This window comes from Dyella marensis (assembly GCF_049532885.1).
GTDB classification, from domain to species: domain Bacteria; phylum Pseudomonadota; class Gammaproteobacteria; order Xanthomonadales; family Rhodanobacteraceae; genus Dyella_D; species Dyella_D marensis.
In genome coordinates, this window is record NZ_CP064029.1 from 2,899,333 (window position 1) to 2,925,434 (window position 26,102).

A 26,102-nucleotide genomic window follows, 5' to 3' on the forward strand; every position below is an offset into this window, starting at 1 on the left:
AAGCCCGCCGCCACGCGCATCCGAGCGGCAGAACACGACCCGCCGCAACAGGAGAGAAACTCACGCGGGCTGCATGGGACACCGCGCTTTTAGGCCCGCTCCTACGCTGCCCCGCCGCGCCCGACGAAGGCATAGCCGCCACCGCGCACCGTGATCAACGGCAGCACCGGCATGCCCAGCGCCCTCGCCTTCCGGCGCAGGCGGTAAATGAGCATTTCCAGGCGATGCGGGTCGAACTCGGCGTCCTCGCCATGCCAGGCGCCGATCAGCACCTCCCGCGCCACCGCCCCGCCGCCGGCGGCGAACAGCGGGCGCAGAACGCAGCGCTCGGAAGCGGACAGCGGGATGGACTCGCCCGTGGGAGCCACGAGATTCCAGTCGTCGGTCGACAGGCGCCATCCGGCGGGAGCGGCGTGTGCCGCCGCTTGGATGGCCGGTGCCGGCGAAGCCGGTCGCGGCGCACCCGGCAGGCGCCGGCCCACGCTATGCAGACTCGCCGCCAGCAGCGCCATGCCGGCCGGCTTGCGCAGGTAGATGTCGGCGCCCGCGGTAAGCGCGCGGATCTCATCGTGTTCGGCCGTGCGGCCGGTGAGCACCACGATGCCGATCTGCGAACAGCGGCGCAGGTGCCGCGCCACCGAGAGGCCGTCTTCATCGGGCAGGCCCAGGTCCAGCACCGCCAGGTCGAAGCGTTCGGCGAGCATGCGTCGATAGAGTTCCGCCGCGCGGCCGATGCCGACGGCTTCGAAACCGAAGCTCAGCAGCCCCGGTACGAGCACGTCCTCGCGCAGGCGGCAATCGTCCTCCAGCACGGCGACCCGCCATGCACCCTGCCCGCCCGACGAGGAAGAAGTGGCCTGCATCTGCGTCTCTGCCGTGATCCGCTGCGGCGGGCTTTATAGCAGCGCGCCGGTGGCGCCGGCGTATGGACGTCCAAACCTTGCCGCGCTACGCAACAGCAGCTCGGGCATTTCGCGGCGGCAAGCTCCAAGACGCCACGCGATCACTACTCGCCAGCGCAGCTTCCCCCGGACCCGGAACACAGGCATAAAAAAACGCGGCAGCTCGCGCTGCCGCGTCTTTCACCAGCAGACGGCTTAGCCGACCGCGGCGTCCTTCAGCTTCTTGAGCGGACGGATCTTCACCTTCACCGTGGCCGGCTTGGCGGCGAACCACTGCTCTTCCTTGGTGAAGGGGTTGATGCCCTTGCGCTTCGGCTTGGCCGGCACATTGACCGCGGTGATCTTCAGAAGACCCGGCAGCGTGAACGAGCCGTGGCCCTTCTTGTGCACCGAACCGGCGACCGCACCTTCGAGCGCACCCAGAACAGCGCGCACGTCCTTGGCCACCACACCGGTGGTTTCGGCGAGGTGGGCGACCAGGCCGGACTTGCTCAGAGCGTCCTTGATCGGCTTCAGCGCAGCCGGCTTGGCGGCGGCCTTGGCGGTGGTCTTCTTGGCGGCTTTCTTGGCCATACATTCCCCGTAGTTTTGATGGGTTTGGTTGAAACCTGTGCCTTTCGGCAGGTGGAATGTATGGCATGTGAGCGATGCCGCCAAGACGCAAACGCATAAATGTGTCTTACGGCATGGTGTTTTTTGCGACCGCGTCATGCGGGAGCGCCGTTTTCCCGGCGAAAGACCGCCCGTCGCTGTCCGCCGGAGCTGATTTGCAGGGGTGGCGGCGCGGCCGGCGATGCGTGTGCCGGCGGCGGCGCAGCACAGCCGCAGATACGAAAAGGCCCGCTCCGCGGTGGCGTCGCCACCTGGGAGCGGGCCCGGTGTCCCGCGGCATCGGCCAGGGCTCAGCGCCCGAAAATGATTTCCTTGCCTTCGTGGTCGCGGTCCCAGCCGCGCAGTTCGTCGCGGATGTGGGCGATGCGCTGGCGGCCGAGCGCGTTGCGCTCTTCGTCCAGCACCTGCCCGTCCAGCAGCTCGGCCAGCCGCTGCGCCGTGGGCAGCATGGCGTCCCAGGCGTCGAGCGCGGGGATCGGCGCCGGCAGGGTCATGAAGAAGCTCAGGCCCGGCGAGCGCAGCGCGTCGAGGCGGCTCAGGTCGAAGTTGCCGGGCTTCAGCATGTTGGCCACGCTGAAGATCGGACCGTGTTCGCGCTTGCCGTCGAGCAGGCGGTGATAGATGCCCATGTCGCCGAATTCGAGGCCGGCCTTCTCGGCCGCCACGATCAGGTCGGGCCCGAGGAACACCGCGCCTTCGCGCGCCACCACGAACAAGGTGACGATGCGCTCCACCGGCAACTGCGCCGGGCGCTTGCCCAGCTCCGAACGCGGCGGCACGCGCGGCGCCGCTGGCGCGGGCGCCGGCGCGGCAGGCGGCGGCACCGGTGCCTGCGCGCGCGGCCTGGTTTCCAAGGGCCTGGTTTCCACAGGCCTGGTTTCCAAGGGTGCGGACTCGACGGCCGCGGGCTTCACCGGCTCGTCGACATGCCCCTGCGCGGCCAGGAACTGCTCCGGCGGCGCACGCAGCGCCTCGATGATCGAGGCCGCGGCGCCCATCGGCTTGGCGCTCACCGGCGCGGGCGCGACGCGTTCGCTGGACAGCGTGGCGCCGAGCTTCTCCAATTCCTCGCGCAGGCCCATGTCCAGCTCGCCCTGCTTCGGCTTGGGCTCGTCGAGCGGGTCGAGGCGGAAGTCGTCGCGCGCGCTGAAGCCGGGCGCTTCGTCGGCCACGTCCACGTCGTCGCCGAAGGTCGGCTCGCGCCGCTCCTCGCCGCCCTGCGCGGCGGGCGCGCGGCGGCGGCCCTGTTCCTTCTTCGGCTGGCCGAACAGCCAGATCAGGGCCAGCACGATCGCACCCACGATCAGCAGCGGGACGCCTACCGCGGGGTTCCAGGCCAGGGCGAGCACGGGTTGCATGGTCATGTCGGGTTCCTCAGGCTGCGCCGGCAAGTTTGGCCGCTTCGGCCAGGTCCACCTGCACCAGGCGCGACACGCCGGGTTCGCGCATGGTCACGCCGCACAGCTGCGACGCGGCCTCCATGGTGGCCTTGTTGTGGCTGACGAAAATGAACTGCACCTTCTCGCTCATCTCCTTCACCATGTTGGAGAAGCGGCCCACGTTGGCCTCGTCCAGCGGCGCGTCCACCTCGTCCAGCAGGCAGAACGGCGCGGGGTTGAGGCCGAAGATGGAGAACACCAGCGACACGGCGGTCAGCGCCTTCTCGCCGCCGGACAGCAGCGAGATATTGGAGACGCGCTTGCCCGGCGGACGGGCCATGATGGCCACGCCGGTATCGAGCAGGTCGTCGCCGGTCAATTCCAGATACGCGTGGCCGCCGCCGAACAGGCGCGGGAACAGCTCCTGCACGCCGGCGTTGACGCGGTCGAAGGTTTCCTTGAAGCGCTGGCGGGTTTCGCGGTCGATCTTCTTGATCGCGCCTTCCAGCGTTTCCATGGCGGAGGTCAGATCCGCCAGCTGGTTGTCCAGGTAATTCTTGCGCTCGCTCTGTTCGGCGTGCTCCTGGATCGCGGCCAGGTTGACCGGCTCCAGGCGCTGGATCTTCTGGCCGATGTCGGTGAGCGCGCCGCGCCATTGCGAGGCGTCGGCGTCTTCGGCCAGCTCCGCCAGCAGCGGTTCCAGCTCCAGGCCGGAGGCGGCGATCGCCTCGGCCAATTGCTGGGCGCGCAGTTCCAGCGCCTGCGCGGCGAGGCGCTTCTGCGACAGGCTTTCGCGCAGGCTGTTGAGGCCCTGCTCGATGCGCTGGCGCTCCTGCTCCAGGCGGCGGAATTCCGCGTCGCAGTCTTCCACCGCGCGGCGCGCTTCCACCAGCTGCTTGTCGACCAGCAGGCGCTGGTCCAGATAGGCCTGGCGCTCCGCTTCCAGTTCCGCGATGGGGTCGGAGCCGGCGGCCAGCTGTTCGGCGATCTCGCCGCGGCGCGAGGCGATCTGGCGGATCTGCGTGTCCATGCGCGCCAGGGCCTGGTCGAGCGAGGCCAGCGCGGAGCGCTTGGATTCCATCGACAGCGCCAGCGCATGCGCCTGGTCGGCGGCCTCGCGCGCATTCATGCGCGCTTCCTCGCGCGCTTCCAGCAGCGCGCGGCGCTCGTTTTCCAGCTCGCGGCGCTGGTCTTCCAGGTCGCCCATGTGGTTGACCGATTCGTCCAGGCGCGCGCGCGCGTCGCGGATCTGCGCCTGCAGTTCGTCCAGCTGGCCGATGATCTCGCCCAGTTCGCCGCTGACCTTTTCGGCGCGGGCGCGGGCGGTTTCCATCTTGCCGCGGTGGCTCTGCAGCTGGCCGGCCAGTTCGGACTGGCGGCGATGGGCGTTGTACAGCTCGCGCTGAGCGTCGTCGCGCGCGCGCTCGGCTTCGAACTTGCGCGTGCGCAGGTCGTCGAGCTCGCCGGTGGCTTCTTCGATGCGCGCTTCCAGCGTGGCGATCTGCTCGGCCAGCAGGCGCATCTCGCGCTCGCGCGCCAGCACGCCGACCTGGTTGCCCTGCGCGCGGCGCACGCGCGCCCAGCCCGGGCCGAGCCACTCGCCGGTGCGCGTCATCACCGACTGGTACGGCGCCAGCGCGGAAAGGCCGGCCACGCGCTGGTGCGCTTCGTCGAGATTCTCGGCGGTGAGCACGTGGCTGAGGATCGCCACCGCGGCGGACGGGCCGCGCACGTGCGCCGCCAGCGTTCCGGCGGTGTTGGCGCCGCCCTCGGCGGCATCCAGCAGGGCGAGATCCGCGTCCTTCAGCTCGCCGAAGTCCTTGGCGTAGTCGTGCGCGCCGTCGACCAGCACGCTGTCGAGGAACCCGGCCAGCGCGGTTTCCACCGCCGTCTCCCAGCCCGCTTCCACCTGCAGCGATTCGCCCAGGCGGCGCGATTTGTCCAGGCCCAGCCGCGCCAGCCAGCCGCTGGCGGCGCTTTCCTCCTGGCCCAGCGCGGCGTGCTGCAGCGCTTCGAGCGAGGACTGGCGCCCGCGCGCGGACTGCAGCTGCTGGCGCGCCTCGTTGAGCGCGGACTGCACCTGGCGCTCCTCGTCCAGCACCTGCTCGTAGCCGAGCTTGTGCTGGTCGAGCAGGCCGCCCAGGGTTTCCAGGCGTTCGCGCTGGGTTTCGTGCTCGCCCTGCAATTGTTCGAAGGAAGCGTCCAGCGCCTCGATGTCGGTGGCCTTCTGTTCGCCCTCCAGCGCCTCGCGGCGCTTGGCCAGGTCGATCGACTGGCGGTCCAGATAGGCCAGCTTGGTGCGCTCCACTTCCGCGGCTCGCGCGGATTCGCCAGCGGTGCGGGTGTAGGCGTCCCAGCGCTGCTGCCAGTCGGACAGCTTGGTTTCGGTGTCGCGCTGCGCGTCGGCGGTGTCGTCCTGCAGCTGCTGCAGGGCTTCGAGCTTCGGCTCGCCCTCGGCCAGCGCCAGGCGCAGGCTTTCGGTCTGTTCGCGGTCGGCGGCGATATGCGCGGCCAGTTCCTCGTGCTCGCGCTCGGCCTCGGCCTGGGCGCGCCCCAGGCGCTCGGCGGTCTCGCGGTTGAAGCGCACCTGCTGCTCGACGCGGGCGATCTCGGCGCCTACCTTGTACACCTCGCCCTGCACCTGGCCCAGGTGCTCGTTGGCGGCGGTATGGCGCTCGCGCACGCTTTCCAGCTGCGCCTCGACGTGGCGCTGCGCGGCCACGCGCTTCTCGATCTCGATCTCGGCGGCGGAAAGCCCGGCGCCTTCGCCGTCGTGCTGGCTCTTGAGTCCGCGGTATTCCAGCGCGCGCAGCTCGGCTTCCTTGCGCGTCTGTTCTTCCTTCAGCGCCTTCCAGCGCTCGGCGGCGCGGGCCTGGCGGTTGAGGTGTTCGAGCTGCTTGTCCACTTCGTCGCGCACGTCTTTCACGCGGTCTAGGTTTTCGCGGGTGGACTTGATGCGGCTCTCGGTCTCCTTGCGGCGCTCCTTGTACTTGGAGATGCCGGCGGCTTCCTCCAGGTGCACGCGCAGTTCTTCCGGCGCGGCCTCGACGATCTGGCTGATCATGCCCTGCTCGATGATCGAGTAGCTGCGGGGCCCGAGGCCCGTGCCCAGGAACAGGTCGGTGATGTCGCGGCGGCGGCAGCGCGCGCCGTTGAGGAAATAGGCGGACTGGCCGTCGCGGGTGACCTGGCGCTTCACCGAGATCTCGGCGTACTGGCCGTATTCGCCCTGGATGGTGCCGTCGCTGTTGTCGAAGATGAGTTCGACGGTGGCCTGGCCCACCGGCTTGCGCGAGTTGGAGCCGGAGAAGATCACGTCGGTGAGCGAGTCGCCGCGCAGGCGGCTGGCGGCGCTTTCGCCCATCACCCAGCGGATGGCGTCGATGATGTTGGACTTGCCGCAGCCGTTCGGACCCACCACGCCGGTCATATTGGTCGGCAGGTGGAGGGTGGTCGGGTCGACGAAGGACTTGAAGCCGGCGAGTTTGATCGTGGTCAGGCGCATGCGGATTCCGCGGCAGCTGGAGAGGGGCTTGCGATTCGACTCGAAGCCTCTCTCCCGTCGGGAGAGGGGTTGGGGTGAGGGTACGGGCGAAGCGAGGCGCCCCACTCCGCCCGTACCCTCATCCGCCTGCCGGCACCTTCTCCCGGAGGGAGAAGGATTCCAGCGGGAAGACTTGAGGACGCAGGATAAGGCCTATGTCCTGGCCGCTCAAAGGCTTTCAGGTATCCGGCGGACGCGCGTCGATGGAAAGCGCGTGGATGCCGTTGTCCATCAGCCCTTCCAGGGCCGCATAGATCATGCGGTGGCGCTTCAGCGGCGGCTGGCCGGCGAACACCGGGCTGACGATGCGCACGTGGAAGTGGCCCTTGCCCTCGTTGGCGTGGCCGGCGTGCTTGTAGCCTTCATCGGCCACGTCCAGCTCCACCGGCGCCAGCGCGGCCTGCAGGCGTTCGCGGATCCGGGCGGCCATCGAGGCGGTCATGTCAGGGCAGCACCTTGCGGAAGGGTTTGACCGAGACGGCAGCATAGACCCCGGCCGCCACGTACGGGTCGGCATCGGCCCAGGCCTGCGCTTCGGGCAGCGAGGCGAACTCGGCCACGATCAGGCTGCCGGTGAAGCCGGCGCTGCCCGGGTCTTCCGCATCGATGGCCGGGAACGGGCCGGCCAGCAGCATGCGTCCCTCCGCCTGCAGCTGCTGCAGGCGGGCGACATGGGCCGGACGCGCGCCGAGGCGCTTCTCCAGCGAATCGGGAACGTCGGTACCGACGATGGCGTACCACATGGCTCAGGCCTCCGGACGCATATAGGGGAACAGCAGCACGTCGCGGATCGACACCGTGCCGGTCAGCAGCATCACCAGGCGGTCGATGCCGATGCCCAGGCCGCCGGTGGGCGGCAGGCCTACCTCCAGCGCGCGGATGTAGTCGGCGTCGAAGTGCATGGCTTCGTCGTCGCCGGCGTCCTTGGCCGCCACCTGGGCGCGGAAGCGGGCTTCCTGGTCTTCCGGATCGTTGAGCTCGGAGAAGCCATTGGCCAGCTCGCGGCCGTTGATGAACAGCTCGAAGCGGTCAGTGATGCCCTTGTCGGTGTCGCTCTCGCGCGCCAGCGGCGAGACCTCGACCGGGTGCTGGGTGATGAAGGTGGGCTGGATCAGGGTGTGCTCGACGGTCTTCTCGAAGATTTCCAGCAGCAGCTTGCCCCAGCCGTAGCCCGGCTTGACGTTGCAGCCCAGGCGCCTGGCGTGCGCGGCCATCGCTTCGCGGTCGCGCAGCTCTTCGCGGCGGATCTCCGGGTTGTGCTCCAGCACCGCGTCCTCCATCGACCAGCGGCGGAAGGCCGGGCCCAGGTCGATGTCGGCGCCGTCCCAGTGGATCTGCGTGCTGCCGATGACGTTGGCGGCGGTATCGCGGATCACGCCTTCGGTCAGGTCCATGATCTCGGTGTAGGTGGCGTAGGCCTGGTACAACTCGAGCATGGTGAATTCGGGGTTGTGCCGGGTCGACACGCCCTCGTTGCGGAAGTTGCGGTTGATCTCGTACACGCGGTCGAAGCCGCCGACCACCAGGCGCTTCAGATACAGCTCCGGCGCCACGCGCAGGTACAGGTCCAGGTCCAGCGCGTTGTGGTGGGTGATGAAGGGCTTGGCCGTGGCGCCGCCGGGGATGATCTGCATCATCGGCGTTTCCACTTCCATGAAGCGGTAGGGTTCCGCCTCAAGCCACTTGCGGATGTAGCCGATGATGCGCGAGCGCAGCACGAAGGCGCGGCGCGATTCCTCGGTGACGATCAGGTCGACGTAGCGCTGGCGGTAGCGCTGCTCCACGTCGGCCAGGCCGTGGAACTTGTCCGGCAGCGGGCGCAGGCTCTTGGTCAGCAGGCGCAGGGTGTCGACCTTGACCGACAGCTCGCCGGTCTTGGTGCGCATCAGCAGGCCTTCGGCGCCGACGATGTCGCCCGCATCCCAGCCCTTGAACGCGTCGTAGGTGGCTTCGCCCACCGTGCCCTGGTGGATGAAGAACTGGATGCGGCCGGACATGTCCTGCACCTGCACGAAGCTGACCTTGCCCTGCACGCGCTTGAGCACGATGCGGCCGGCCATCTTCACGCGGCGCGCGAGCGCGTCGATCGCCTCGGCGGTGTGCACGTCCTTGTCGGCGTATTCGGCCTGCAGGTCGCCGGCGAAGGCGTCGATCTTGAAATCGTTGGGGAACGCGACGCCCTGCCCGCGCAGCGCGCGGAGTTTCTCGCGACGCTCAGCAACAAGCTTATTTACGTCTGGCTTGTTCTCGTCGATGGGCAGGTTGTCTGTCGTTTCGCTCATGGTTATTCCGTGATGTCGGCCGTCGAAGTGGCGATGGCCGGGATGTTGGCTAATGGCCGAAGAGTGCGGGATTGTTCTTCTTGAGGACGCTGTACGGGATGACCGACCAGTCCGGGTTGTCGCAATTGCGCGCCACGCGGGCGAAATAGGCACCGACGTACAAGCCCTTGTCGGTGAGATACCAGGGACCGAAATCCCACACGCCGGGATCGGTGTAGTCGCAGCCGTCGTCGCCGTCGCTCTTCATGGCGTCGGGATAGAGCTTCTGGAACAGCTTCACCACGGCCGGCGCGTAGACCTTCTCGCGGTACTGGTACCACGCGTCGGAGCGCTCGGCCGGCTTGCTGCCGCTGCCCAGCCAGTAGACGTCTTCCAGGGCCAGCTCCTTGCCGGTGGCGGCGTCGATGGTGGTGCCGCTGATGCCGAAATCCGGATGCGCCGCGCCGTAGCAGCTCCAGCTGCTGGAGACGGCGTAGCTGACGAAACGCTCGGTGAGGTAGTGGCTGGACACCTCCGCCGACTCCTGGCCGGAGCCGCCCTCGCCGTTCGCGCAGCCGAAATACCCCTGCAGGCCGCCGTAGAAACCGGTGTCGATGGTGCGGTTGATCGCCGCCATCGCCGCCTCGGGATAACCGCCGACCACATGGAACATGGCGAGCTTGGACAGCGGCTCGGAGAACCACTGGATCTGGTACTTGCCGCCGACGGTTTCCTTCTTGCCCGGCACGAAGCGGAGATCGGCCAGGCGCAGCTTTTCGTAGTCCGACAGCGCACGCTCGAACTTCAGGTCCGGCCGCGGCTCATGCACGGAGCCGGCGGCTACGTCGTGCAGTTCGACCGGCAGGCTGGCGCCCTTGCCGGCGCTGAAACTGCCTTTGAAACCGTCGCCGGCCTTGGTGAGCAGGAAGTGATCCGACTTGGCTTCGTCGGTGTCGTAGGCGGCCGAGCTGAGCTTGTAGCCCTGCCTGGCAGGTTCGCCGCGCAGCGGGATGTCCTGCTTGAACTTCTCGTAGAAGTAGGTGCCGGAGACGGTGCCGTCGGACTCGTCCAGTTGCATCACGATCGGATACTTGCCCACCGTGCCGCGCAGCAGGCGGCTTTCCGCGTGCAGCGTGGCGGCGGCCAGCAGGCTCACGGCGAACAGAGCGATCGAGGCGCTTCTCATGCGTGGGTCTCTTCCCTGGGAGTGCGGCTCGCAGGCACGAGCGGTGCGCTGCGCATTCAGTCTTCCTTGCCCACCGCGTGCTTCACCGCATGCTTGGTGGCGTTCCAGCCGTCGCGCGCGCCGTGGCCGATCTTGAGGCCCACGTCCTTGGCGCCATGGCCGACCTTCAGTCCGGCATCGCGCGCGCCATGGCCCACCTCGACGCCCGCATCGCGCGCGCCATGCCCGACTTTGACGCCAGCGTCGCGGGCGCCGTGCCCGACCTTGACGGCGGTGTCGCGGGTGGCGTGGCCGACGTCGCGGCCGGCGTCGCCGACCGCGTGGCCGGCGGCCTTGGCGTCCTGCTTGATGCCCTGCCCCGTGCTCTCCTGCGCGCTCGCCATGCCGATGCCTGCCGCCAGTGCCGCACAGGCGATCAGGATCCGGGAGATCTTGCTGCTGCTCATGCGGTCACCTCGTCGGCGGTCAGGTGGAATCGGTGGCGGAGCGCTCAGGCGTCGATGCGCTTGGCGCCCGCGTCCAGGCCGGCCTTCAGGCTGCCTTCGACGAATTCGTCGAGGTCGCCGTCCAGCACCTTCTGCGTATCGGAGCGTTCGATGCCCGTGCGCAGGTCCTTGATGCGGCTCTGGTCCAGCACGTAGTTGCGGATCTGGCTGCCCCAGCCGATATCGGACTTGGTCGCTTCCAGCGCGTCCTTCTCGGCATTGCGCTTCTGCAGTTCCAGCTCGTACAGCTTGGCTTTCAGCATCTTCATCGCGCGGTCGCGGTTGGCATGCTGGCTGCGCTCGGTCTGGCAGGCCACCACCACGCCCGAGGGCATGTGGGTGATGCGCACGGCCGACTCGGTCTTGTTCACGTGCTGGCCGCCGGCGCCGGACGAGCGGTACACGTCGGTGCGCAGGTCGGCCGGATTGATCTCGATATCGATGTCGTCGTCGACTTCCGGCGACACGAACACCGAGGTGAAGCTGGTGTGGCGGCGGTTGTCGGAGTCGAACGGGCTCTTGCGCACCAGGCGGTGCACGCCGATCTCGGTCTTCAGCCAGCCGTAGGCGTAGTCGCCTTCCACGCGGAAGGTGGCGGACTTGATGCCGGCCACGTCGCCGCCGCTGACTTCCAGCAGCTCGGCCTTCCAGCCGCGCGATTCGGCCCAGCGCAGGTACATGCGCAGCAGGATTTCCGCCCAGTCCTGCGCCTCGGTGCCGCCGGCGCCGGCCTGGATGTCCACGAAGGCATTGGCCGAGTCCATCTTGCCGGAGAACATGCGCTGGAATTCCAGCTTGCTCACCTGGGCGTCGAGCTTGCCGAGGTCGCTGACGATGGACAGCACGGTGGATTCGTCGTCGTCGGCGACGGCCATCTCCAGCAGGTCGCCGGCGTCGGCGAGGCCGGCCGTGAGCGTGTCGATGCCGCTGACGATGGTTTCCAGGCGGGCGCGTTCGCGGCCCAGCTCCTGCGCGCGCGGCGGATCGTCCCAGACGTTGGGACTTTCCAGTTCGCGGCTTACTTCTTCCAGACGCTCACGCTTGGTGGCGTAGTCAAAGATACCCCCTAAGCGACTCGACGCGGCCCTTGAGGTCCGCGATCTGCGCAAGGATCGGATTGGTCTCGATCATGGATGGAATGGCTTGGAAAATGGCCGAACAGGATAGCAGGCGCACCTCGCCCACGGTAGGCTGGGGTGAGCCGCAGGCGAACCCCAACGGACGTCCGGTCAGCATGGAAGGTCCGTTGGGGTTATCACCCCAACCTACAGTGCCTGCTGATGCACCCCGCGCACCGCGCGCCCCGACGGGTCGGCCGCGGCGGCGAAGGCCGGATCCCAGGCCAGCGCGGCCGGCGAGGAACAGGCGATCGACTTGCCGCCCGGCACGGTGGCCGCGCAGGCCTCTCCGGGGAAGTGCTGCTCGAAGATGCGCCGGTACAGGTAGGCCTCCTTGGTGGCCGGCGGGTTGTGCGGGAAGCGCGTGGAGGCGGCGGCGAATTCGCGGTCGCTGACCACTTGTTCCGCATGCGCCTTCAGCCCGTCGATCCAGCCGTAGCCGACGCCGTCGCTGAACTGCTCCTTCTGCCGCCACAGGATCGAATCCGGCAGCGCGCCCTGGAAAGCCTCGCGCAGCACGGCCTTCTCGATGCGGCCGTGGCCGGCCATCTTGTACTTGGCGTCCAGGCCCATCGCCACGTCGAGGAATTCCAGGTCCAGGAACGGCACGCGCGCCTCCACGCCCCAGGCCATCATCGCCTTGTTGGCGCGCAGGCAGTCGAAGCTGTGCAGGGCGTCGAGCTTGCGCACGGTTTCCTCGTGGAAGGCTTCCGGCGACGGCGCCTTATGGAAGTACAGATAACCGCCGAAGATTTCGTCCGAACCCTCGCCCGACAGCACCATCTTCACCCCCATCGCCTTGATGCGCCGCGCCAGCAGGTACATCGGGGTGGAGGCACGGATGGTGGTGACGTCGTAGGTCTCGATATGGCGGATCACTTCCGGCAGCGCGTCCAGGCCTTCCCAGAAGGTGTAGACGAAGCCGTGGTGCACGGTGCCGAGCGCATCGGCGGCCACCTGGGCGGCGGCCAGGTCCGGCGAGCCTTCCAGGCCGATGGCGAAGGAATGCAGGCGCGGCCACCAGGCTTCGCTGCGGTCGTCGTCCTCGATGCGTTCGCGCGCGAAGCGTGCGGCGCAGGCGGCCACCAGCGAGGAATCCAGGCCGCCGGAGAGCAGCACGCCGTAGGGCACGTCGGTCATCAGCTGGCGGTGCACGGCCTGTTCGAAGGCGCCGCGCAGTTCGGACGGTTCCAACTGCTGGCCATGGGTGACTTCATAGGAACGCCAGTTCCTGCGGTAGTAGCGCGTCACTTCGCCGGTGGCGCTGTCGTAGACATGGCCCGGCGGGAAGGCGGAGACGTCCGCGCAGATGCCGACCAGGGCTTTCATTTCCGAGGCCACGCACAAGCGCCCTTCCGCGTCGTGGCCCCAGTACAGCGGGCAGACGCCGATCGGATCGCGGGCGATCAGGTAGCGCTGCGTGGCGGCATCCCACAGCGCGAAGGCGAAGATGCCGTTGAGCTGCCTGAGGCCGCGCGCCAGGAACTCCTCCGGCCCCAGTTCGCGGTACAGCGCGTTGATGACTTCGCAGTCCGAGCCCGTGGTGAAATCGTAGCCGCTGGCGGCGCGCAGCTCGCGGTGGTTGTAGATCTCGCCGTTCACCGCCAGGGCCAGGCTCTCGTCGCGCGAGCGCAATGGCTGCGAGCCGCTGGCCGGGTCGACGATGGCCAGGCGCTCGTGCACCAGGATCACCCCGGCGTCGACGAACACGCCGCTCCAGTCCGGCCCGCGATGGCGCTGGCGCTGCGAGAGTTCCAGCGCCTGCCGGCGCAGGGCGGCCAGGTCGTCGCCGGGTTGCAGGTCGAACATGCCGAAGATGGAACACATGGTTTGACGCTCCTGAGGTTGGATGACGCGCAAAACTGCGTACGGGGAAAAAGAAAGGGCCCGCTTGTCGGCGGGCCCTTTTGCGTGATTCGAGACTTTTTTCGTGTCTACACGCCGGCCCACCCGTCGATGCGGGGATTGTTATTGGCGTTGTTATTCAGCGCGTTCGCGGATGCGCGCAGGCCGGCCGCGTAGGCGGCGAAGGCGGAGCGCTGGGTGGCGAAGGCACAGGACATGAAGCCGACTAAAGCACAGGGATGCTGCGCCGCGCAAGAGGTTTTTCACCCTCCTCGCGGCCGGCGCAGGTTGGGGTAAGCGCAGCGAACCCCAACGGTGCGGCAGCCTGCGAGGTCCGTTGGGGTTCGCCTATGGCTCACCCCAACCTACGTGCTACGTGCTCACCCAGTTCCGCGCTTCTTCCAGCTGCGCCGTCTCATACAGGCGAAACTCTCCCGGCGACAGAAACCCCAGCGCCTTGGCCAGGTTGCGCATCCAGCCCACGTCGGTGACCAGGGCCGCGCGTTCCCAGCCGCTGAAATGGCGGAAGCCCAGCTTGGCGTCGTCCCACATCGCGGCGGCGTCGAAGCCGGTGAAGTCCTGGTCGATGTGGAAGATCACCCGCAGCTTGCGGTTGAGCGCGAAGGCCGCCTCGATATCGGGAATCACCACCCGTTCGTAGTCCGCCGCGGTGACCTGGTTGTGCGCGGTGAAACCGATCACGCCGGGCGGCAGTCCGGTCATCTGCACGATCATGGCGCCAGCTCCTCGATGGTTGAGACTGACCCTATCCAAGCGCGGCGCTCGTTGCGCCGGCAGCTAGGCGCCGTGAAGAAGCGCCCAACAAATCACCGCGGCAAATCACAACGGCTCGATATGCCGCAGCAGCAGGCGCGGGCTTTCGCGGCCCTGCCAGTCGTTGATGGTCAGCTCGTAGGCGGCGCGCAATCGCGCCGGCGGCGGCTGGCCGGTGTAGGCGCCGAACATCACCGCGTCCAGCACGGCGCCGTCGCGCGGATCGCTCAGGCTCAGGCGCAGATGGGTTTCGCCCATCACGCGCCAGCTGGCGCAGGCGAATTCGTTGTCGAACACCGGCTCCGGAAACGCCTGGCCCCAGGGGCCGCCATAGCGCAGCTGCCGCGCCAGCTCCAGGGTGGCGGCGCCGGGCGGCAGTTCGCCGTCGGTATAGAGCACGTGTTCCAGGCAGGCTTCGTCCAGCCATTCGCGCGCGATCGCATCGAACGCCGCGGCGAAACGGGCGAAGTCGCTCGCTTTAAGGCTCAGGCCTGCGGCCATGGCGTGGCCGCCGAAGCGTTCGATCAGGCCGGGCTGGCGCGCGTCGATCGCGGCCAGCGCATCGCGGATATGAAAACCGGCGATCGAGCGGCCGGAGCCGCGCAGCTCGCCGGTGTTGTCCTCGCTCGCCGGAGCGAACGCGATCACCGGGCGATGCAGCCGCTCCTTCAGCTTCGACGCCACCAGCCCCACCACGCCGGCATGCCACGAGGGTTCGAACAGGGCCACGCCCACCGCATCGATATCGGCGGCGCGCGCCACCATCACCTCGGCTTCGGCCACCATGGTCGCCTGCAGTTCGCGGCGCTCCTGGTTGATCGCGCTCAGCTGCTCGGCGTAGCGGCGCGCCACGCCGAAGTCGTCGGTCAACAGGCATTCCACGCCCAGGCGCATGTCTTCCAGGCGGCCGGCGGCATTGAGCCGCGGCCCCACCGAGAAACCCAGGTCGCTGGCGCACAGCGTGGCTACGCTGCGCTTGCCAGACTCCACCAGCGCCGCGATGCCCGCGCAGGCGCGCCCCGCGCGGATGCGCTTCAGGCCCGCCTCGACCAGCACGCGGTTGTTGTAGTCCAGCGGCACCAGGTCGGCGACCGTGCCCAGCGCCACCAGGTCCAGCAGCGTGGAAAGGTCGGGCTCCTTGCCCGCGGCGAACGCGCCCTGCCCGCGCAGCGCCGCGCGCAGGGCCAGCAGCAGATAGAACATCACGCCGACGCCGGCCAGCGCCTTGCTCGGAAACGCATCGCCGGCCAGGTTCGGATTGACCATCGCATCGGCCGCCGGCAATTGCTCGCCGGGCAGATGGTGGTCGGTGACGATCACGCGGATGCCCAGCGCCTGCGCCGCGGCCACGCCGCTCAGGCTGGCGACGCCGTTGTCCACCGTGATGATGAGCTGCGGCTGCGGCTGCAGCGATTTGACCAGGGCGGGACTCAAGCCATAGCCGTGGATAAAGCGGTTCGGCACCGCGTAATCGACGTGGCGCGCGCCGAGCATGCGCAGGCCGCGCACGGCCACGGCCGTGCCGGTGGCGCCGTCGCAGTCGTAGTCGCCGGCGATCAGGATGCGCCAGTCGCCGCCGATCGCCTCGGCCAACAGTTCCACCGCGCGTTCCAGGCCGCCGAGCTGGTGCGGCGCCAGCATGCAGGCGAGCCGGTGATCGGCATCGGCGGGACTGAGCACGCCGCGCGCCGCATAGATCTGGCGCAGCACCGGATGCACGGCATCGCTCCAGCCTTGCGGCACGCCTTTCGGCGCGCGGCGGCGCAGGCTCAGGCGCGGACTCATCGGCGGCCACCGCGCCAGAATCGCAGGCGATGCCAGGGACGCTGCAGCCAGCGTTCGCCGCTGGCGAAGGACAGTTGCAGCGGAGCCGCGGCAAGACGCTGCAGCACCGGCCACCAGGCGCCGCCGATCTCGCCCGCCTGCAGGTCCTGCAGATCGATCAGCCAGCCGGCGCCGGCCTTGGCGATGGCTTCGGGCGTACGCGGCACGACATCGACGCCCGCGCGCGCAGCCAGCGCGCCGAGCAGCACGTCGTCGCTCACGCAGGCGCTCAAGGCGCTGCGCACCTTGGTCGGCAGATGGCCGCCGCCCCACAACCACAGGCTGTTCACTGGCGGCAATCCGCGCTCGCGCCGCTGCGCATTCAAGGGATGCTGATGCAGCAGCACCTGCGCCTCGGTGAGGATCACGCGCCAGCGGCGCCCCTGGGCACCTTCCGGCAGATGCTGCACAAGGTTCTCGCCCAGCGCCTCGTCCGGCGAGGCGAACGAAGGCAAGGCGATGCCCGGCGGCACGCGCACGTGCCAGCGGTCCGGCGTGCCGACTTCCAGCACCATGCCGGCATCGGCGAACACCGGCTGCAGCGCATCGGCCAGCGTGCGGGCTTCGTCGAGGCTCAGCTGCATCTGCCCGCAGGCCAGCAGGCGCGCGCCGTTGAGATCGGGCTGGATCCAGGCCGGGTCGGCGCTGAGCCAGGTGGCTTCGCCGGCATCGCCGGCCAGCAGCTCACGTGTCAGCGCCGCCGGCGCGAAACCGTCGGCGCAGTCGAAATACGCGGCCAGCCCGCCGAGAAAGCCGCGCGGGCCGTCATCGATGCGGTCGGCGCGCGCCAGCCAGGCGCGCAGCGGATGGTCCGGCTCGAAGCGCGGCAGGTCGGGCAGCCACAGTTCCAGCGGTCGCGCCGCCTCCGCCATCGCCTCAGGCCTCCAGCAGTTCGTACAGCTCTAACCACTCGGCCTCGAGCGTTTCCTTCTCGCGGCGCAGTTCGGCCTGGCGCTGGCCGAGCTTCATCATCTCGGCGGTGGAGCCGTTGTAGACCTCCGGATCGGCGAGCTTGGCTTCCAGCTTGCCCAGCTCCTCGTCGATCGCGGCCATGCGCGTTTCGATCTTCTTGACCTTCTGCCGCGTGGCCTTTTCGTTTTCGCGCTGCGCGGCGGCCGCGCGGCGGCGGTCGGCGGCGGACACGGCCGGCGTGCTGTTGGCCGACGTGCTGTTGGCCGGCGCGTTCTTCTTCGGCGAGGAGCCGCGGGCACGCAGCCAGCGGGCGTAGTCGTCGAGGTCGCCGTCGAAGCCTTCGACCTGGCCGTCGGCGACGCGCCAGAAGCTGTCGCAGACCATGCCCAGCAGATGGCGGTCGTGCGAGACCAGCACCAGCGCGCCGTCGAAATCGGCCAGCGCGTCGGCCAGCGCCTCGCGCATGTCCAGGTCCAGATGGTTGGTGGGCTCGTCGAGCAGCAGCAGGTTGGGCTTGTCCCACGCGATCAGCGCCAGCGCCAGGCGCGCGCGTTCACCGCCGGAGAAACCGTCCACCGATTCGAAGGCGCGGTCGCCGGCGAAATTCCAGCCGCCGAGGAAGTCGCGCAGCACCTGCGTGCCGACGCCGGGGGCTTTGTCCTGCAGATGCTGCAGCGGGCTGGAACCCTCGTGCAGGCTCTCCACCGTGTGCTGGGCGAAGTAGCCGATCTTCAGGTCCTTGTGCGTCTTGCGCTCGCCGGCCAGCGGGGCCAGTTCGCCGACCAGGGTCTTGACCAGGGTCGACTTGCCCGCGCCGTTGGGGCCGAGCAGGCCGACGCGGTCGCCGGCTTCCAGGCGGAAGCGCACGTCGTGCAGGATCGCCGCGGGCGCGCCGCCGTTGTCGTCCGGATAGCCGGCGGTGACCTCTTCCAGCTGCAGCATCGAATCGGGCAGGCGCTCGGGCACGGCGAACTGGAAGCGGAACGAGCGCTCGGCGCGCACGGCCTCGGTGCCGGCCATCTTCTCCAGCCGCTTCATGCGCGACTGCGCCTGCTTGGCCTTGCTGGCCTTGGCCTTGAAGCGGTCGATAAAGGACTGCAGGTGGGCGCGCTCGGCCTGCTCGCGCTCGTGCGCGATCTGCTGCAGGCGCAGGTGTTCGGCGCGCTGGCGCTCGAAGGCGCTGTAGTTGCCGGTGTAGAGCTTGGCGCGGCCTTCGTTCAGATGCAGGGTGTGGGTGATCACGCCGTCGAGGAATTCGCGGTCGTGCGAGATCACCAGCAAGGTGCCCTGGTAGCGGCGCAGCCATTCTTCCAGCCACAGCACGGCGTCCAGGTCCAGATGGTTGGTGGGCTCGTCGAGCAGCAGCAGTTCGGACGGCGCCATCAGCGCGCGCGCCAGATTCAGGCGCACGCGCCAGCCGCCGGAGAACTCGCGCACCGCGCGCTCGTGCGTTTCCGGCGCGAAGCCCAGGCCGTGCAGCAGGCGGCCGGCGCGGGCGCGGGCGTCGTAGCCGTGCAGTTCCTCGATGCGGTGGTGCGCCTTGGCCATGGCTTCGGTGTCGCCGCGGGCCTGGGCATCGAGTTCGTCGCGCAGGGCGATGGCCAGTTCCTCGTCGCCGCCCATCACGTATTCGATCGCCGGGTCCGGCAGGGCCGGGGTCTCCTGCGCCACCGAGGCCAGGCGCAGGCGCGCGGGCAGATCGAGCTCGCCGGCGTCGGCTTCCACCTGGCCCTGCAGGGCGGCGAACAGGCTGGACTTGCCGCAGCCGTTGCGGCCGACCACGCCCAGCCGCCAGCCGCTCTGGATGACCAGGTCGATGTCGGAAAGCAGCAGCCGGGCGCCGCGGCGCAGGGCGAAATGACGGAAGGCGATCATCGGAACCACAACCCATGGACAGGGCGTGCAGCCGCCCTCAGCCGCCCATGATAGCGGACGCGGCGCCCTGCCCCATGGCCGGAATGCCCACCCCATCGCAGTCGCGAGCGGTGCTCGTAGCTTCCCCGCCGCGGTTTCTGCTACAACGACGCCGCACTGCGCAGCGGCCTCGCGCCGCTGCCGCTCGGGGGCAATCGACAGACATATGACGTGCGGAGGCGCAGCCTGACTGCCCCCGTCAACGTGGAGAGGGGACCATGACCAAGTTCGGCATCAGCCTGCCCATGCTCGTATTGCTCGCCGCCGGCGCCGCCGCGCCGCAGCTGGCCCGGGCCGACAACCTGCTGATCAATCGCGTCAAGCAGGAACAGGGCATGAACCTTCCGGCCCGCGGCATGAGCATGGAGCAGGTCGAACAGAAGTTCGGCGCGCCCAAGCGCAAGCTCTCGCCGCGCGGCGGCGATACGGCCAAGCATCCGGTGATCAATCGTTGGGATTACTCCAACTTCATCGTGTATTTCGAGCACAGCCATGTGATCCATGCGGTGCTGAACACCCCGGCCGGCAACAACAAGAATCCCGATACGGTGAACTGAGGGCATCGCCTTCCGGGCGGGAATAGGGAATAGGGAATCGAAGAGCTGCGGCGCTTGCCGCGGCTCTTTTTGCTATTCCCGATTCCCTATTCCCTATTCCCGCCCCCTACAATTCGCGTTTCCCCTTGCAACGCGAGTCCCCCACATGAGCCACGCCACCTTGCGCCTGCCGGCGGAATGGGAGCCCCAGTCGGCCGTCCTGATCGCCTGGCCGCATGCCGATACCGACTGGGCCGAGCGCCTGGCCGAGGTGGAAACCACCTATGTGGCGCTGGCCGCGGCGGTCACCCGCTTCGAGCCGCTGATCGTGGTGGTCGCCGACGCCGGACTGCGCGCGCATGCCGAAGCGAAGCTGCGCGATGCCGGCGTGGATCTCGCCCGCATCCGCTTCGTCGAACTGCCCTACGACGACACCTGGCTGCGCGATTCCGGCCCGATCACCCTCAAGGACGACCAGGGCGCCTTCCAGCTCACCGATTTCCGCTTCACCGGCTGGGGCGGCAAGTTCGGCGCCGAGCAGGACGACGCGCTGGTGGCCGGCCTGGTGCAGGCCGGCGTCTTCGGCCGCGCCGCGCACAAGCGCATCGACTGGGCGCTGGAAGGCGGCGGCATCGAGAGCGATGGCGCCGGCACCGTGCTCACCACCTGGCGCTGCCTGGTGCAGCGCCATCCGGAGCAGTCGCGCGAGGAGATGACCGCGATCCTGCGCGACGGCCTGCACGCCGGCCGCATCCTGTGGCTGGACTACGGTTATCTGGAAGGCGACGACACCGACGCGCATATCGACACGCTGGCGCGCTTCTCGCCGGACGGCGGCATCGTGTTCCAGGCCTGCGACGACCTGGGCGACGCGCACCACGACGAACTGGCGCGCATGGCCGGCGAACTGGCCGCGCTGTGCACGGTGGACGGCAAGCCGTACGCGCTGCACCCGCTGCCCTGGGCCGAGCCGATCCTGGACGAAGGGCGCCGCCTCGCGGCCTCGTACGCCAACTATCTGATCGTCAACGGCGGCGTGCTGGTGCCCGCCTATGGCGACCCGGCCGACGACGAAGCGGCGCGGATCATCGGCCAGGCCCATCCGGGACGCGAGGTGGTGCAGGTGCCCTGCCGCCCGCTGATCTGGCAGAACGGCAGCCTGCACTGCATCACCATGCAATTGCCGGCGGGCATCTACGGCTGAATCCTCTTAAGCATCGGCCGGCGTAGGTTGGGGTGAGCAAAGCGAACCCCAACGTTACGACACGGTGGCGGGCCTGTTGGGGTTCGCCTGCGGCTCACCCCAACCTACTTACTACGTACAATTGCCCTTTCGCCCCCAGCGAGCAGGACTCCCCATGACCCGCAAGACCCTCAAGGTCGCGCTGCTGCAGGAAACCCACCGCGGCAGCCGCGACGCCAATCTCGACGCCATCGAAGCCGGCCTGCGCGAAGCCGCCGCGGCCGGCGCCGAACTGGTGCTGCTGCAGGAGCTGCACAACGGCCCGTATTTCTGCCAGCACGAGTCCGTGGGCGAGTTCGACCTGGCCGAGAGCATCCCCGGCCACAGCACCGAGCGCATCGGCAAGCTCGCCGGGGAATTGAAGCTGGTGGTGGTGGCTTCGCTGTTCGAGAAGCGCGCCACCGGCCTGTACCACAACACCGCGGTGGTGTTCGACCGCTCGGCGAAGATCGCCGGCAAGTACCGCAAGATGCACATCCCGGACGATCCGGCGTTCTATGAGAAGTTCTACTTCACGCCGGGCGACCTGGGCTTCGATCCGATCGACACCGCGGTCGGCCGCCTCGGCGTGCTGGTGTGCTGGGACCAGTGGTATCCGGAAGCCGCGCGCCTGATGGCGCTGGCCGGCGCGGAGCTGCTGCTCTATCCCACCGCGATCGGCTGGGACCCGAACGACGAGCAGGCCGAGAAAGACCGCCAGCGCGAAGCCTGGGTCACGGTGCAGCGCGGCCACGCGGTGGCCAACGGCCTGCCGCTGCTGGCCTGCAACCGCACCGGCTATGAGCCGGATCCGTCGGGCGTGGGCGCCGGCATCCAGTTCTGGGGCACCAGCTTCGTGGCCGGGCCGCAGGGCGAATTCCTCGGCCAGGCCGGCACCGACGGGCGCCAGCTGCTGGTGGTCGAGATCGACATGGCGCGCAGCGAGCACGTGCGCCGGATCTGGCCGTTCCTGCGCGACCGCCGCATCGACGCCTACGGCGACCTGCTGAAGCGCTTCCGCGACTGAAGCGTGACCTCCAGCCGGATGGCTTGCGCCTTCCGGCCGCCGACCCCATGCAGTGATTTCCCTTACGCACCGAACCGACGCATGAGCCTGGACGCCACCGACACCGCCCTGCCCGCCGCCCTCGAAGGCCAGCCGATCGAGCGCGTGCTGCGCGACGGCGTCGAATACGTGGTGCTGGGCACGGCGCATGTGTCGCGCGCCAGCGTGGAAGCGGTGCGCGAGCTGCTGGCGCGCGAGCGCTTCGACGCGGTGGCGGTGGAGCTGTGCCCGAGCCGCGCGCAGGGCATGCGCGATCCGGATGCGCTCAAGAAGATGGATCTGTTCCAGGTGATCCGCCAGGGCAAGGCCGGCATGGTCGCCGCCAGCCTGGTGCTGTCCACCTTCCAGAAGCGCCTGGCCGACCAGTTCGGCATCGAACCCGGCGCCGAAATGAAAGCCGCGATGGACGGCGCCGAACAGCGCGGCGTGCCGGTGTGGCTGGTCGACCGCGAGGTCGGCACCACGCTCAAGCGCGCCTGGCGCAGCGTCGGTTTCTGGCAGCGCTTCGGCCTGATGGGCGGCCTGCTCGCCAGCGTGTTCGAACGCGAGGCGATCGAGGAAAAGGAAATCGAGAAGCTCAAGGAAGGCGACATGCTGGAAAGCGCCTTCAGCGAATTCGCCAATCAATCCGAGCCGCTCTACCGCAGCCTGATCGCCGAGCGCGACGCCTACATGGCGGCGCGCCTGCGCGAAGAAGCCGGCCTGGCCGGCTACGGCGGCGAGCCGCGGCGCGTGCTGGTGGTGATCGGCGCCGGCCACTTGAAGGGCCTGAGCGAACTGCTGCGCACGCAGCAGGGCGATGCGGCCGCGCAGGCGGCCGAGCTGGCCAGGCTGCCGGTGAAATCGAGCTGGCCGAAATGGATCGCCATCGGCCTGGTGCTGCTGGTGTTCGTGGCGATCGGCATCGCCTTCCACCGCAACAGCGCGCTGGGCGCGCAGGCGCTGCGCGACTGGGTGATGTACACCGCGGGCTTCTCCGCGCTGGGCGCGATCATCGCCGGCGGCCATCCGCTGAGTGTGCTGGCCGCGGCCGTGGCCGGACCGATCAAGCCGTTCCGCCCCGGCGTACCTTCCGGCGCGATCAGCGCGATGGCCGAAGCCTGGGTGCGCAAACCGCGCGTGGCCGACTTCGAAACCCTGCGCGACGACATCGGCCACTGGACCGGCTGGTGGAAGAACCGCGTGGCGCGCACCCTGCTCAACTTCCTGCTGGTATGCGTGGGCACGATTGCCGGCGAGTACACCGCCGGCATCCATATCTTCAAGAGCCTGTTCTGAGGCTTGCGCTCAGGGCTGGTGCAGGCCCTTGACCAGCACGTCGAGCAGTTCGCTGTCCTTGTCCAGGCTCTGCTCCCAGTACATCGCGCCGCCCAGGTGCCGCGACTTGATGAAATCGGTCTTGATGCGCAGCGACTGCGGGTCTTCGTAGCTCACAAACGTGTGCGTCTTCGCATTCCACAGATACGGCACCTGGGCCTGCTCGTCCCAGTAGCGCACGTAGCCGTTCTTGCCGATGTAGTCCGCCGTCAGTTCGCGCCACGAGGGCGCGCCGAAGAACTTGCCGTACTTCTGCTGCAGGCCGTTGTGTTCCGGCGCCACGTCCGTAAACGCGCGGCCGTAGAACGGCACGCCCAGCACCAGCTTCGAAGCCGGCACGCCCGCTTCGAGATACTGCTGCACCGCCTTGTCCGCGGCGCGGTCGCCGGAAGGATCGAGCTCCGACGGATGCAGGCCGGCGTGGTGGCCGGTGGCGGGCGTGAGGCTGTTGTGGAAGTCGTAGGCCATCATGTTGAACCAGTCCAGCGAACGCGCCACGCGCGCCAGCTCGATGCCGGCGACGAATTCGTTGTCGGCCGAGGCGATGGTCAGCAGGTAATGCCGGCCCTGGTGCTGCTTGCCCAGCGCGTCCAGGCGCGCGCGCACGGCTTCCAGCATCAGGCTGAAGTTGCGGCGGTCCTCGGGGCGGTGGCTGATGTTGCCGCCGGGGAGCGTGGGGTATTCCCAGTCGACGTCCAGGCCGTCGAGGTCGTGCTGCCCGATCAGCTTCGCGGCGGCGTCGGCGAAGCGCTTGCGCGAGGCTTCGGTGAGCGCGGCCTCGGAGAAATGCCCCGCGCTCCAGCCGCCCACCGACAGCACGATGCGCAACCGCGGGTTGCGCTGGCGCAAGGCCACCAGGCTGGCCAGCGAGGCCGTGGCGTGCGGGCTGCGCAGCACGATGTGGCCTTGTTCGTCGAGCGTGCCGAAGGCGTAGTTGAGGACGTCGACCTTGGCCGGGTCGATGGCCGGCAGCGGGTCGGCATCGGCCACGTAGCCCACGATGCGATAGCTGGCTGGCGATTCTTTCGCCACCGCGGCGCCCATCAGCAGCAGGGCCGCCAGGCCCAGCATCCACCGGAAAGCCGCCGGGCGGCCGTGCGACGCAATCCCCACCATGCCGTGTCCTTATCTATCAAGTGTCTTGGTTCTTCGAGTGGCTGGGCAAGCCGCCGGATGGCCCATCGGCGTTGTTGTCCCTGCTCGGACCCACCGACTATACTTCCGAGACTTTAACGCCATGTACCCGTCGGAATCGTGGGAATGATGATGACTCGACTGCAATTGCTCGGCCTGACCGTCGCTGCCGCTCTACTCGTCACTGGCAGCGCGCATGCCGAAGGCGACAAGGCCGCCGGCCGCAAACTGATCTACACCTGCAATGGCTGCCACGGCGTCGAGGGTTACGAAAACGCCTATCCGCGCTACCCCGTGCCGAAGATCGCCGGGCAGAACGCGCAGTACATCATCAACGCCCTGCACGGCTACAAGGCGGGCGACCGCAGCCATCCGACCATGGGTGCCCAGGCGCAGAGCCTGTCCGACAAGGACATCGAGGACATCGCCGCCTACCTGTCCAGCCTCGCCAAGTAAGTAGCCCAAGGGATTCCGATGAATCGTGCGCTCACCCTGCTTTCGTTCGGCGCCGTCCTGGCGTTCGCTTCCCTCCAGGCCCCGGCCGCCGGCAACACCGACGCCGGCAAGCAGAAGGCCGCTGCCTGCTTCGCCTGCCACGGCGCCGACGGCAATTCCGTCGATCCGCAGTACCCGCGCCTGGCCGGCCAGTACAACCTGTACATCCAGCGCGCCCTGCACGAGTACAAGAGCGGCGCGCGCAACAACGCGATCATGAAGGGCTTCGTCGCCACGCTGTCCGAGCAGGACATCGAGGACGTGGCGGCCTATTTCTCCGCGCAGCCGAGCAAGCTCAGCACGCTCGAAGGGCATATCCAGGGCGACAAGTAAGCCCTGAGCTTGCCGCATGAAAAGGCCCGCTCGCGCGGGCCTTTTTCTTTTGCCCCCTCTCCCCTCCGCGGAGAGGGTCGGGGTGAGGGGGCGGGCGGAGCAGCGGGCGAAGGATCGCCATAAGCTCGACCGTTCTTCCTGATCAGCCCATGGCCGAGTGCCCTTCCCGCTTGCTGTAGTACGGATTGCTGCCGCCCGCGTGGTCGGTGGCATCGCGCACTTCGGTGATCTCCGGCACGCGTTCACGCAGCGTCTTCTCCACGCCTTGCTTGAGCGTCACGTCGACCATGCCGCAGCCGTGGCAGCCACCGCCGAACTGCAGCACTACCACGCCTTGCGCACTCACCTCCAGCAGGCTGATGCGGCCGCCGTGCGCGGCGATGCGCGGATTGACCTCGGCGTCGAGCACGTAGCGCACACGCTCCACCAGGCCCGCTTCCATGCCCGGCATGTCGCCCTTGATGCGCGGCGCGCGGATATTGAGCTGGCCGCCGGTGGCGTTGGATTCGTAGTCGATGCTGGCGCCGTCGAGCCAGGGCGCGCTGTCGCCCTCGATCTGGAACAGGAAGCCCTCGCATTCGATGGTCCATTCCTTGCCGGTGAGCTCGTCCGGCTCGCAGAACTCCAGCTCGCAATTGGCGGCGGGCGTGCCCGGCGCGGTGACGCGCAGGCGGATGCTGAGGCCTTCGATGCCCTGCTGCGAAAGAAGACGCAGGAAATGCCGCTGCGCGCGTTCGGAAATGTCGATCATGCCTGCTCCGGGGAAACGGCCTGGCGCGGGCTGGGGAGCCGCGCCGGAAACAGCACCATTTTAGTCCTCTTTCGCGCCGGCTGCATGGTTTTGACTTTTCGCCACGCAACTTCGACGCTTCGCGTTTTGAATCTTCCGGAGTCCCGACCATGAGCTACGCCGACCTCGCCAGCCAGCACTGCACCCCGCGCAAGGGCAAGGAGCACGCGCTGGATGGCGCGCAGATCGAGGCCATGCTGGCGAAACTGCCGGGCTGGACGCTGGCCGCCGCAGGCAAGGCGATCGTGAAGGACTTCAAGTTCGCCGATTTCCACCACACCCTGGGCTTTATCAATGCGGTCGGCTTCATGGCCAACCAGGAAGACCACCATCCGGATCTCGAAGCCGGCTATGGGCACTGCCAGGTGCTGTGGTCGACGCATGACGTGGGTGGGCTTTCGCTCAACGACTTTATCTGCGCCGCGCGCGTCGAGGCCTTGCTGGCGCGCTGAG

25 protein-coding genes are annotated in these 26,102 nt (G+C 68.5%); 7 read left to right on the forward strand and 18 right to left on the reverse strand.

Annotated features, from left to right (window positions below; genetic code table 11):
- Positions 1 to 101: 101 nt before the first annotated feature.
- The 16 genes from ISN75_RS12435 to ISN75_RS12510 form a co-directional block, all read right to left on the reverse strand.
- Positions 102 to 863 (reverse strand): response regulator transcription factor, encoded by a 762-nt coding sequence (locus tag ISN75_RS12435; RefSeq protein WP_343819937.1) that lies wholly within the window; start codon positions 861 to 863, stop codon positions 102 to 104.
- A gap of 234 nt (positions 864 to 1,097) precedes the next feature.
- Complete coding sequence (locus ISN75_RS12440) at positions 1,098 to 1,475, reverse strand: HU family DNA-binding protein (protein ID WP_167256962.1); 378 nt, start codon at positions 1,473 to 1,475, stop codon at positions 1,098 to 1,100.
- 329 nt (positions 1,476 to 1,804) lie between these two features.
- On the reverse strand, positions 1,805 to 2,878 hold the full coding sequence (gene zipA, locus ISN75_RS12445; RefSeq protein ID WP_343819938.1) for a cell division protein ZipA: 1,074 nt from the start codon (positions 2,876 to 2,878) through the stop codon (positions 1,805 to 1,807).
- Between the two features lie 10 nt (positions 2,879 to 2,888).
- A complete protein-coding gene (gene smc, locus ISN75_RS12450; RefSeq protein WP_168647273.1) occupies positions 2,889 to 6,398 on the reverse strand; it encodes a chromosome segregation protein SMC in 3,510 nt (1,169 codons plus the stop codon).
- A 217-nt stretch (positions 6,399 to 6,615) separates the two neighbouring features.
- Complete coding sequence (locus tag ISN75_RS12455) at positions 6,616 to 6,867, reverse strand: BolA family protein (protein WP_423385172.1); 252 nt, start codon at positions 6,865 to 6,867, stop codon at positions 6,616 to 6,618.
- A gap of 13 nt (positions 6,868 to 6,880) precedes the next feature.
- The gene (locus tag ISN75_RS12460) at positions 6,881 to 7,180 is read right to left on the reverse strand and encodes a YciI family protein (RefSeq protein ID WP_167256958.1); all 300 of its coding nucleotides are present in this window, start codon (positions 7,178 to 7,180) and stop codon (positions 6,881 to 6,883) included.
- Between the two features lie 3 nt (positions 7,181 to 7,183).
- Entirely contained in the window at positions 7,184 to 8,719 is a 1,536-nt protein-coding gene (gene lysS / locus ISN75_RS12465) for a lysine--tRNA ligase (RefSeq protein WP_343819942.1), read from the reverse strand.
- A 49-nt stretch (positions 8,720 to 8,768) separates the two neighbouring features.
- Entirely contained in the window at positions 8,769 to 9,884 is a 1,116-nt protein-coding gene (locus tag ISN75_RS12470; RefSeq protein WP_343819943.1) for a hypothetical protein, read from the reverse strand.
- Between the two features lie 56 nt (positions 9,885 to 9,940).
- Positions 9,941 to 10,330 (reverse strand): hypothetical protein, encoded by a 390-nt coding sequence (locus ISN75_RS12475; RefSeq protein WP_168647270.1) that lies wholly within the window; start codon positions 10,328 to 10,330, stop codon positions 9,941 to 9,943.
- Positions 10,331 to 10,374: 44 nt separating this feature from the next.
- A protein-coding gene (prfB, locus tag ISN75_RS12480) for a peptide chain release factor 2 (RefSeq protein ID WP_167256954.1) occupies positions 10,375 to 11,500 on the reverse strand; the annotation gives its coding sequence in 2 pieces (ribosomal slippage) (positions 10,375 to 11,424 and positions 11,426 to 11,500; 1,125 coding nt in all).
- A 134-nt stretch (positions 11,501 to 11,634) separates the two neighbouring features.
- Entirely contained in the window at positions 11,635 to 13,314 is a 1,680-nt protein-coding gene (asnB, locus tag ISN75_RS12485) for an asparagine synthase B (RefSeq protein ID WP_168647269.1), read from the reverse strand.
- Positions 13,315 to 13,421: 107 nt separating this feature from the next.
- Complete coding sequence (locus ISN75_RS12490) at positions 13,422 to 13,550, reverse strand: hypothetical protein (RefSeq protein ID WP_343819945.1); 129 nt, start codon at positions 13,548 to 13,550, stop codon at positions 13,422 to 13,424.
- Between the two features lie 154 nt (positions 13,551 to 13,704).
- Positions 13,705 to 14,067, reverse strand: a complete 363-nt coding sequence (locus ISN75_RS12495; protein WP_168647268.1) for an STAS/SEC14 domain-containing protein — start codon at positions 14,065 to 14,067, stop codon at positions 13,705 to 13,707.
- A 105-nt stretch (positions 14,068 to 14,172) separates the two neighbouring features.
- A complete protein-coding gene (gene recJ, locus ISN75_RS12500; RefSeq protein ID WP_343819946.1) occupies positions 14,173 to 15,891 on the reverse strand; it encodes a single-stranded-DNA-specific exonuclease RecJ in 1,719 nt (572 codons plus the stop codon).
- Positions 15,888 to 16,802: a phosphoglycerate mutase gene (locus ISN75_RS12505; protein ID WP_343819948.1), complete on the reverse strand. Its 915-nt coding sequence runs from the start codon at positions 16,800 to 16,802 to the stop codon at positions 15,888 to 15,890. The genes recJ and ISN75_RS12505 overlap by 4 nt, the downstream gene beginning before the upstream one ends.
- Positions 16,803 to 16,806: 4 nt before the next feature.
- Positions 16,807 to 18,717 (reverse strand): ABC-F family ATP-binding cassette domain-containing protein, encoded by a 1,911-nt coding sequence (locus tag ISN75_RS12510; protein ID WP_343819950.1) that lies wholly within the window; start codon positions 18,715 to 18,717, stop codon positions 16,807 to 16,809.
- Between the two features lie 257 nt (positions 18,718 to 18,974).
- Here ISN75_RS12510 and ISN75_RS12515 point away from each other — a divergent pair, with 257 nt between their 5' ends.
- From ISN75_RS12515 to ISN75_RS12530, 4 genes are all read left to right on the forward strand, one after another.
- A complete protein-coding gene (locus tag ISN75_RS12515) occupies positions 18,975 to 19,313 on the forward strand; it encodes a hypothetical protein (RefSeq protein ID WP_167256948.1) in 339 nt (112 codons plus the stop codon).
- A gap of 145 nt (positions 19,314 to 19,458) precedes the next feature.
- Positions 19,459 to 20,496 carry an agmatine deiminase family protein gene (locus tag ISN75_RS12520; RefSeq protein WP_167256947.1) on the forward strand — a complete coding sequence of 346 codons (1,038 nt, stop codon included), beginning with the start codon at positions 19,459 to 19,461 and terminating at the stop codon, positions 20,494 to 20,496.
- A gap of 154 nt (positions 20,497 to 20,650) precedes the next feature.
- Entirely contained in the window at positions 20,651 to 21,541 is an 891-nt protein-coding gene (locus tag ISN75_RS12525) for a carbon-nitrogen hydrolase (protein WP_343819953.1), read from the forward strand.
- An 81-nt stretch (positions 21,542 to 21,622) separates the two neighbouring features.
- Positions 21,623 to 22,858: a TraB/GumN family protein gene (locus ISN75_RS12530; RefSeq protein WP_167256945.1), complete on the forward strand. Its 1,236-nt coding sequence runs from the start codon at positions 21,623 to 21,625 to the stop codon at positions 22,856 to 22,858.
- A 9-nt stretch (positions 22,859 to 22,867) separates the two neighbouring features.
- On the opposite strand, the gene ISN75_RS12535 is transcribed toward ISN75_RS12530, so the two are convergent.
- Entirely contained in the window at positions 22,868 to 24,013 is a 1,146-nt protein-coding gene (locus tag ISN75_RS12535; RefSeq protein ID WP_343819955.1) for a glycoside hydrolase family 18 protein, read from the reverse strand.
- A 150-nt stretch (positions 24,014 to 24,163) separates the two neighbouring features.
- Between ISN75_RS12535 and ISN75_RS12540 the strand changes: the two genes are divergently transcribed.
- Positions 24,164 to 24,487 (forward strand): c-type cytochrome, encoded by a 324-nt coding sequence (locus ISN75_RS12540; protein ID WP_168647261.1) that lies wholly within the window; start codon positions 24,164 to 24,166, stop codon positions 24,485 to 24,487.
- A gap of 18 nt (positions 24,488 to 24,505) precedes the next feature.
- Positions 24,506 to 24,859, forward strand: a complete 354-nt coding sequence (locus tag ISN75_RS12545; RefSeq protein WP_167256943.1) for a c-type cytochrome — start codon at positions 24,506 to 24,508, stop codon at positions 24,857 to 24,859.
- Positions 24,860 to 25,001: 142 nt separating this feature from the next.
- On the opposite strand, the gene ISN75_RS12550 is transcribed toward ISN75_RS12545, so the two are convergent.
- Complete coding sequence (locus ISN75_RS12550; RefSeq protein WP_343819957.1) at positions 25,002 to 25,610, reverse strand: NfuA family Fe-S biogenesis protein; 609 nt, start codon at positions 25,608 to 25,610, stop codon at positions 25,002 to 25,004.
- A gap of 149 nt (positions 25,611 to 25,759) precedes the next feature.
- On the opposite strand from ISN75_RS12550, the gene ISN75_RS12555 reads away from it, so the two are divergent.
- The gene (locus ISN75_RS12555) at positions 25,760 to 26,101 is read left to right on the forward strand and encodes a 4a-hydroxytetrahydrobiopterin dehydratase (RefSeq protein WP_167256941.1); all 342 of its coding nucleotides are present in this window, start codon (positions 25,760 to 25,762) and stop codon (positions 26,099 to 26,101) included.
- Position 26,102: the final 1 nt, after the last annotated feature.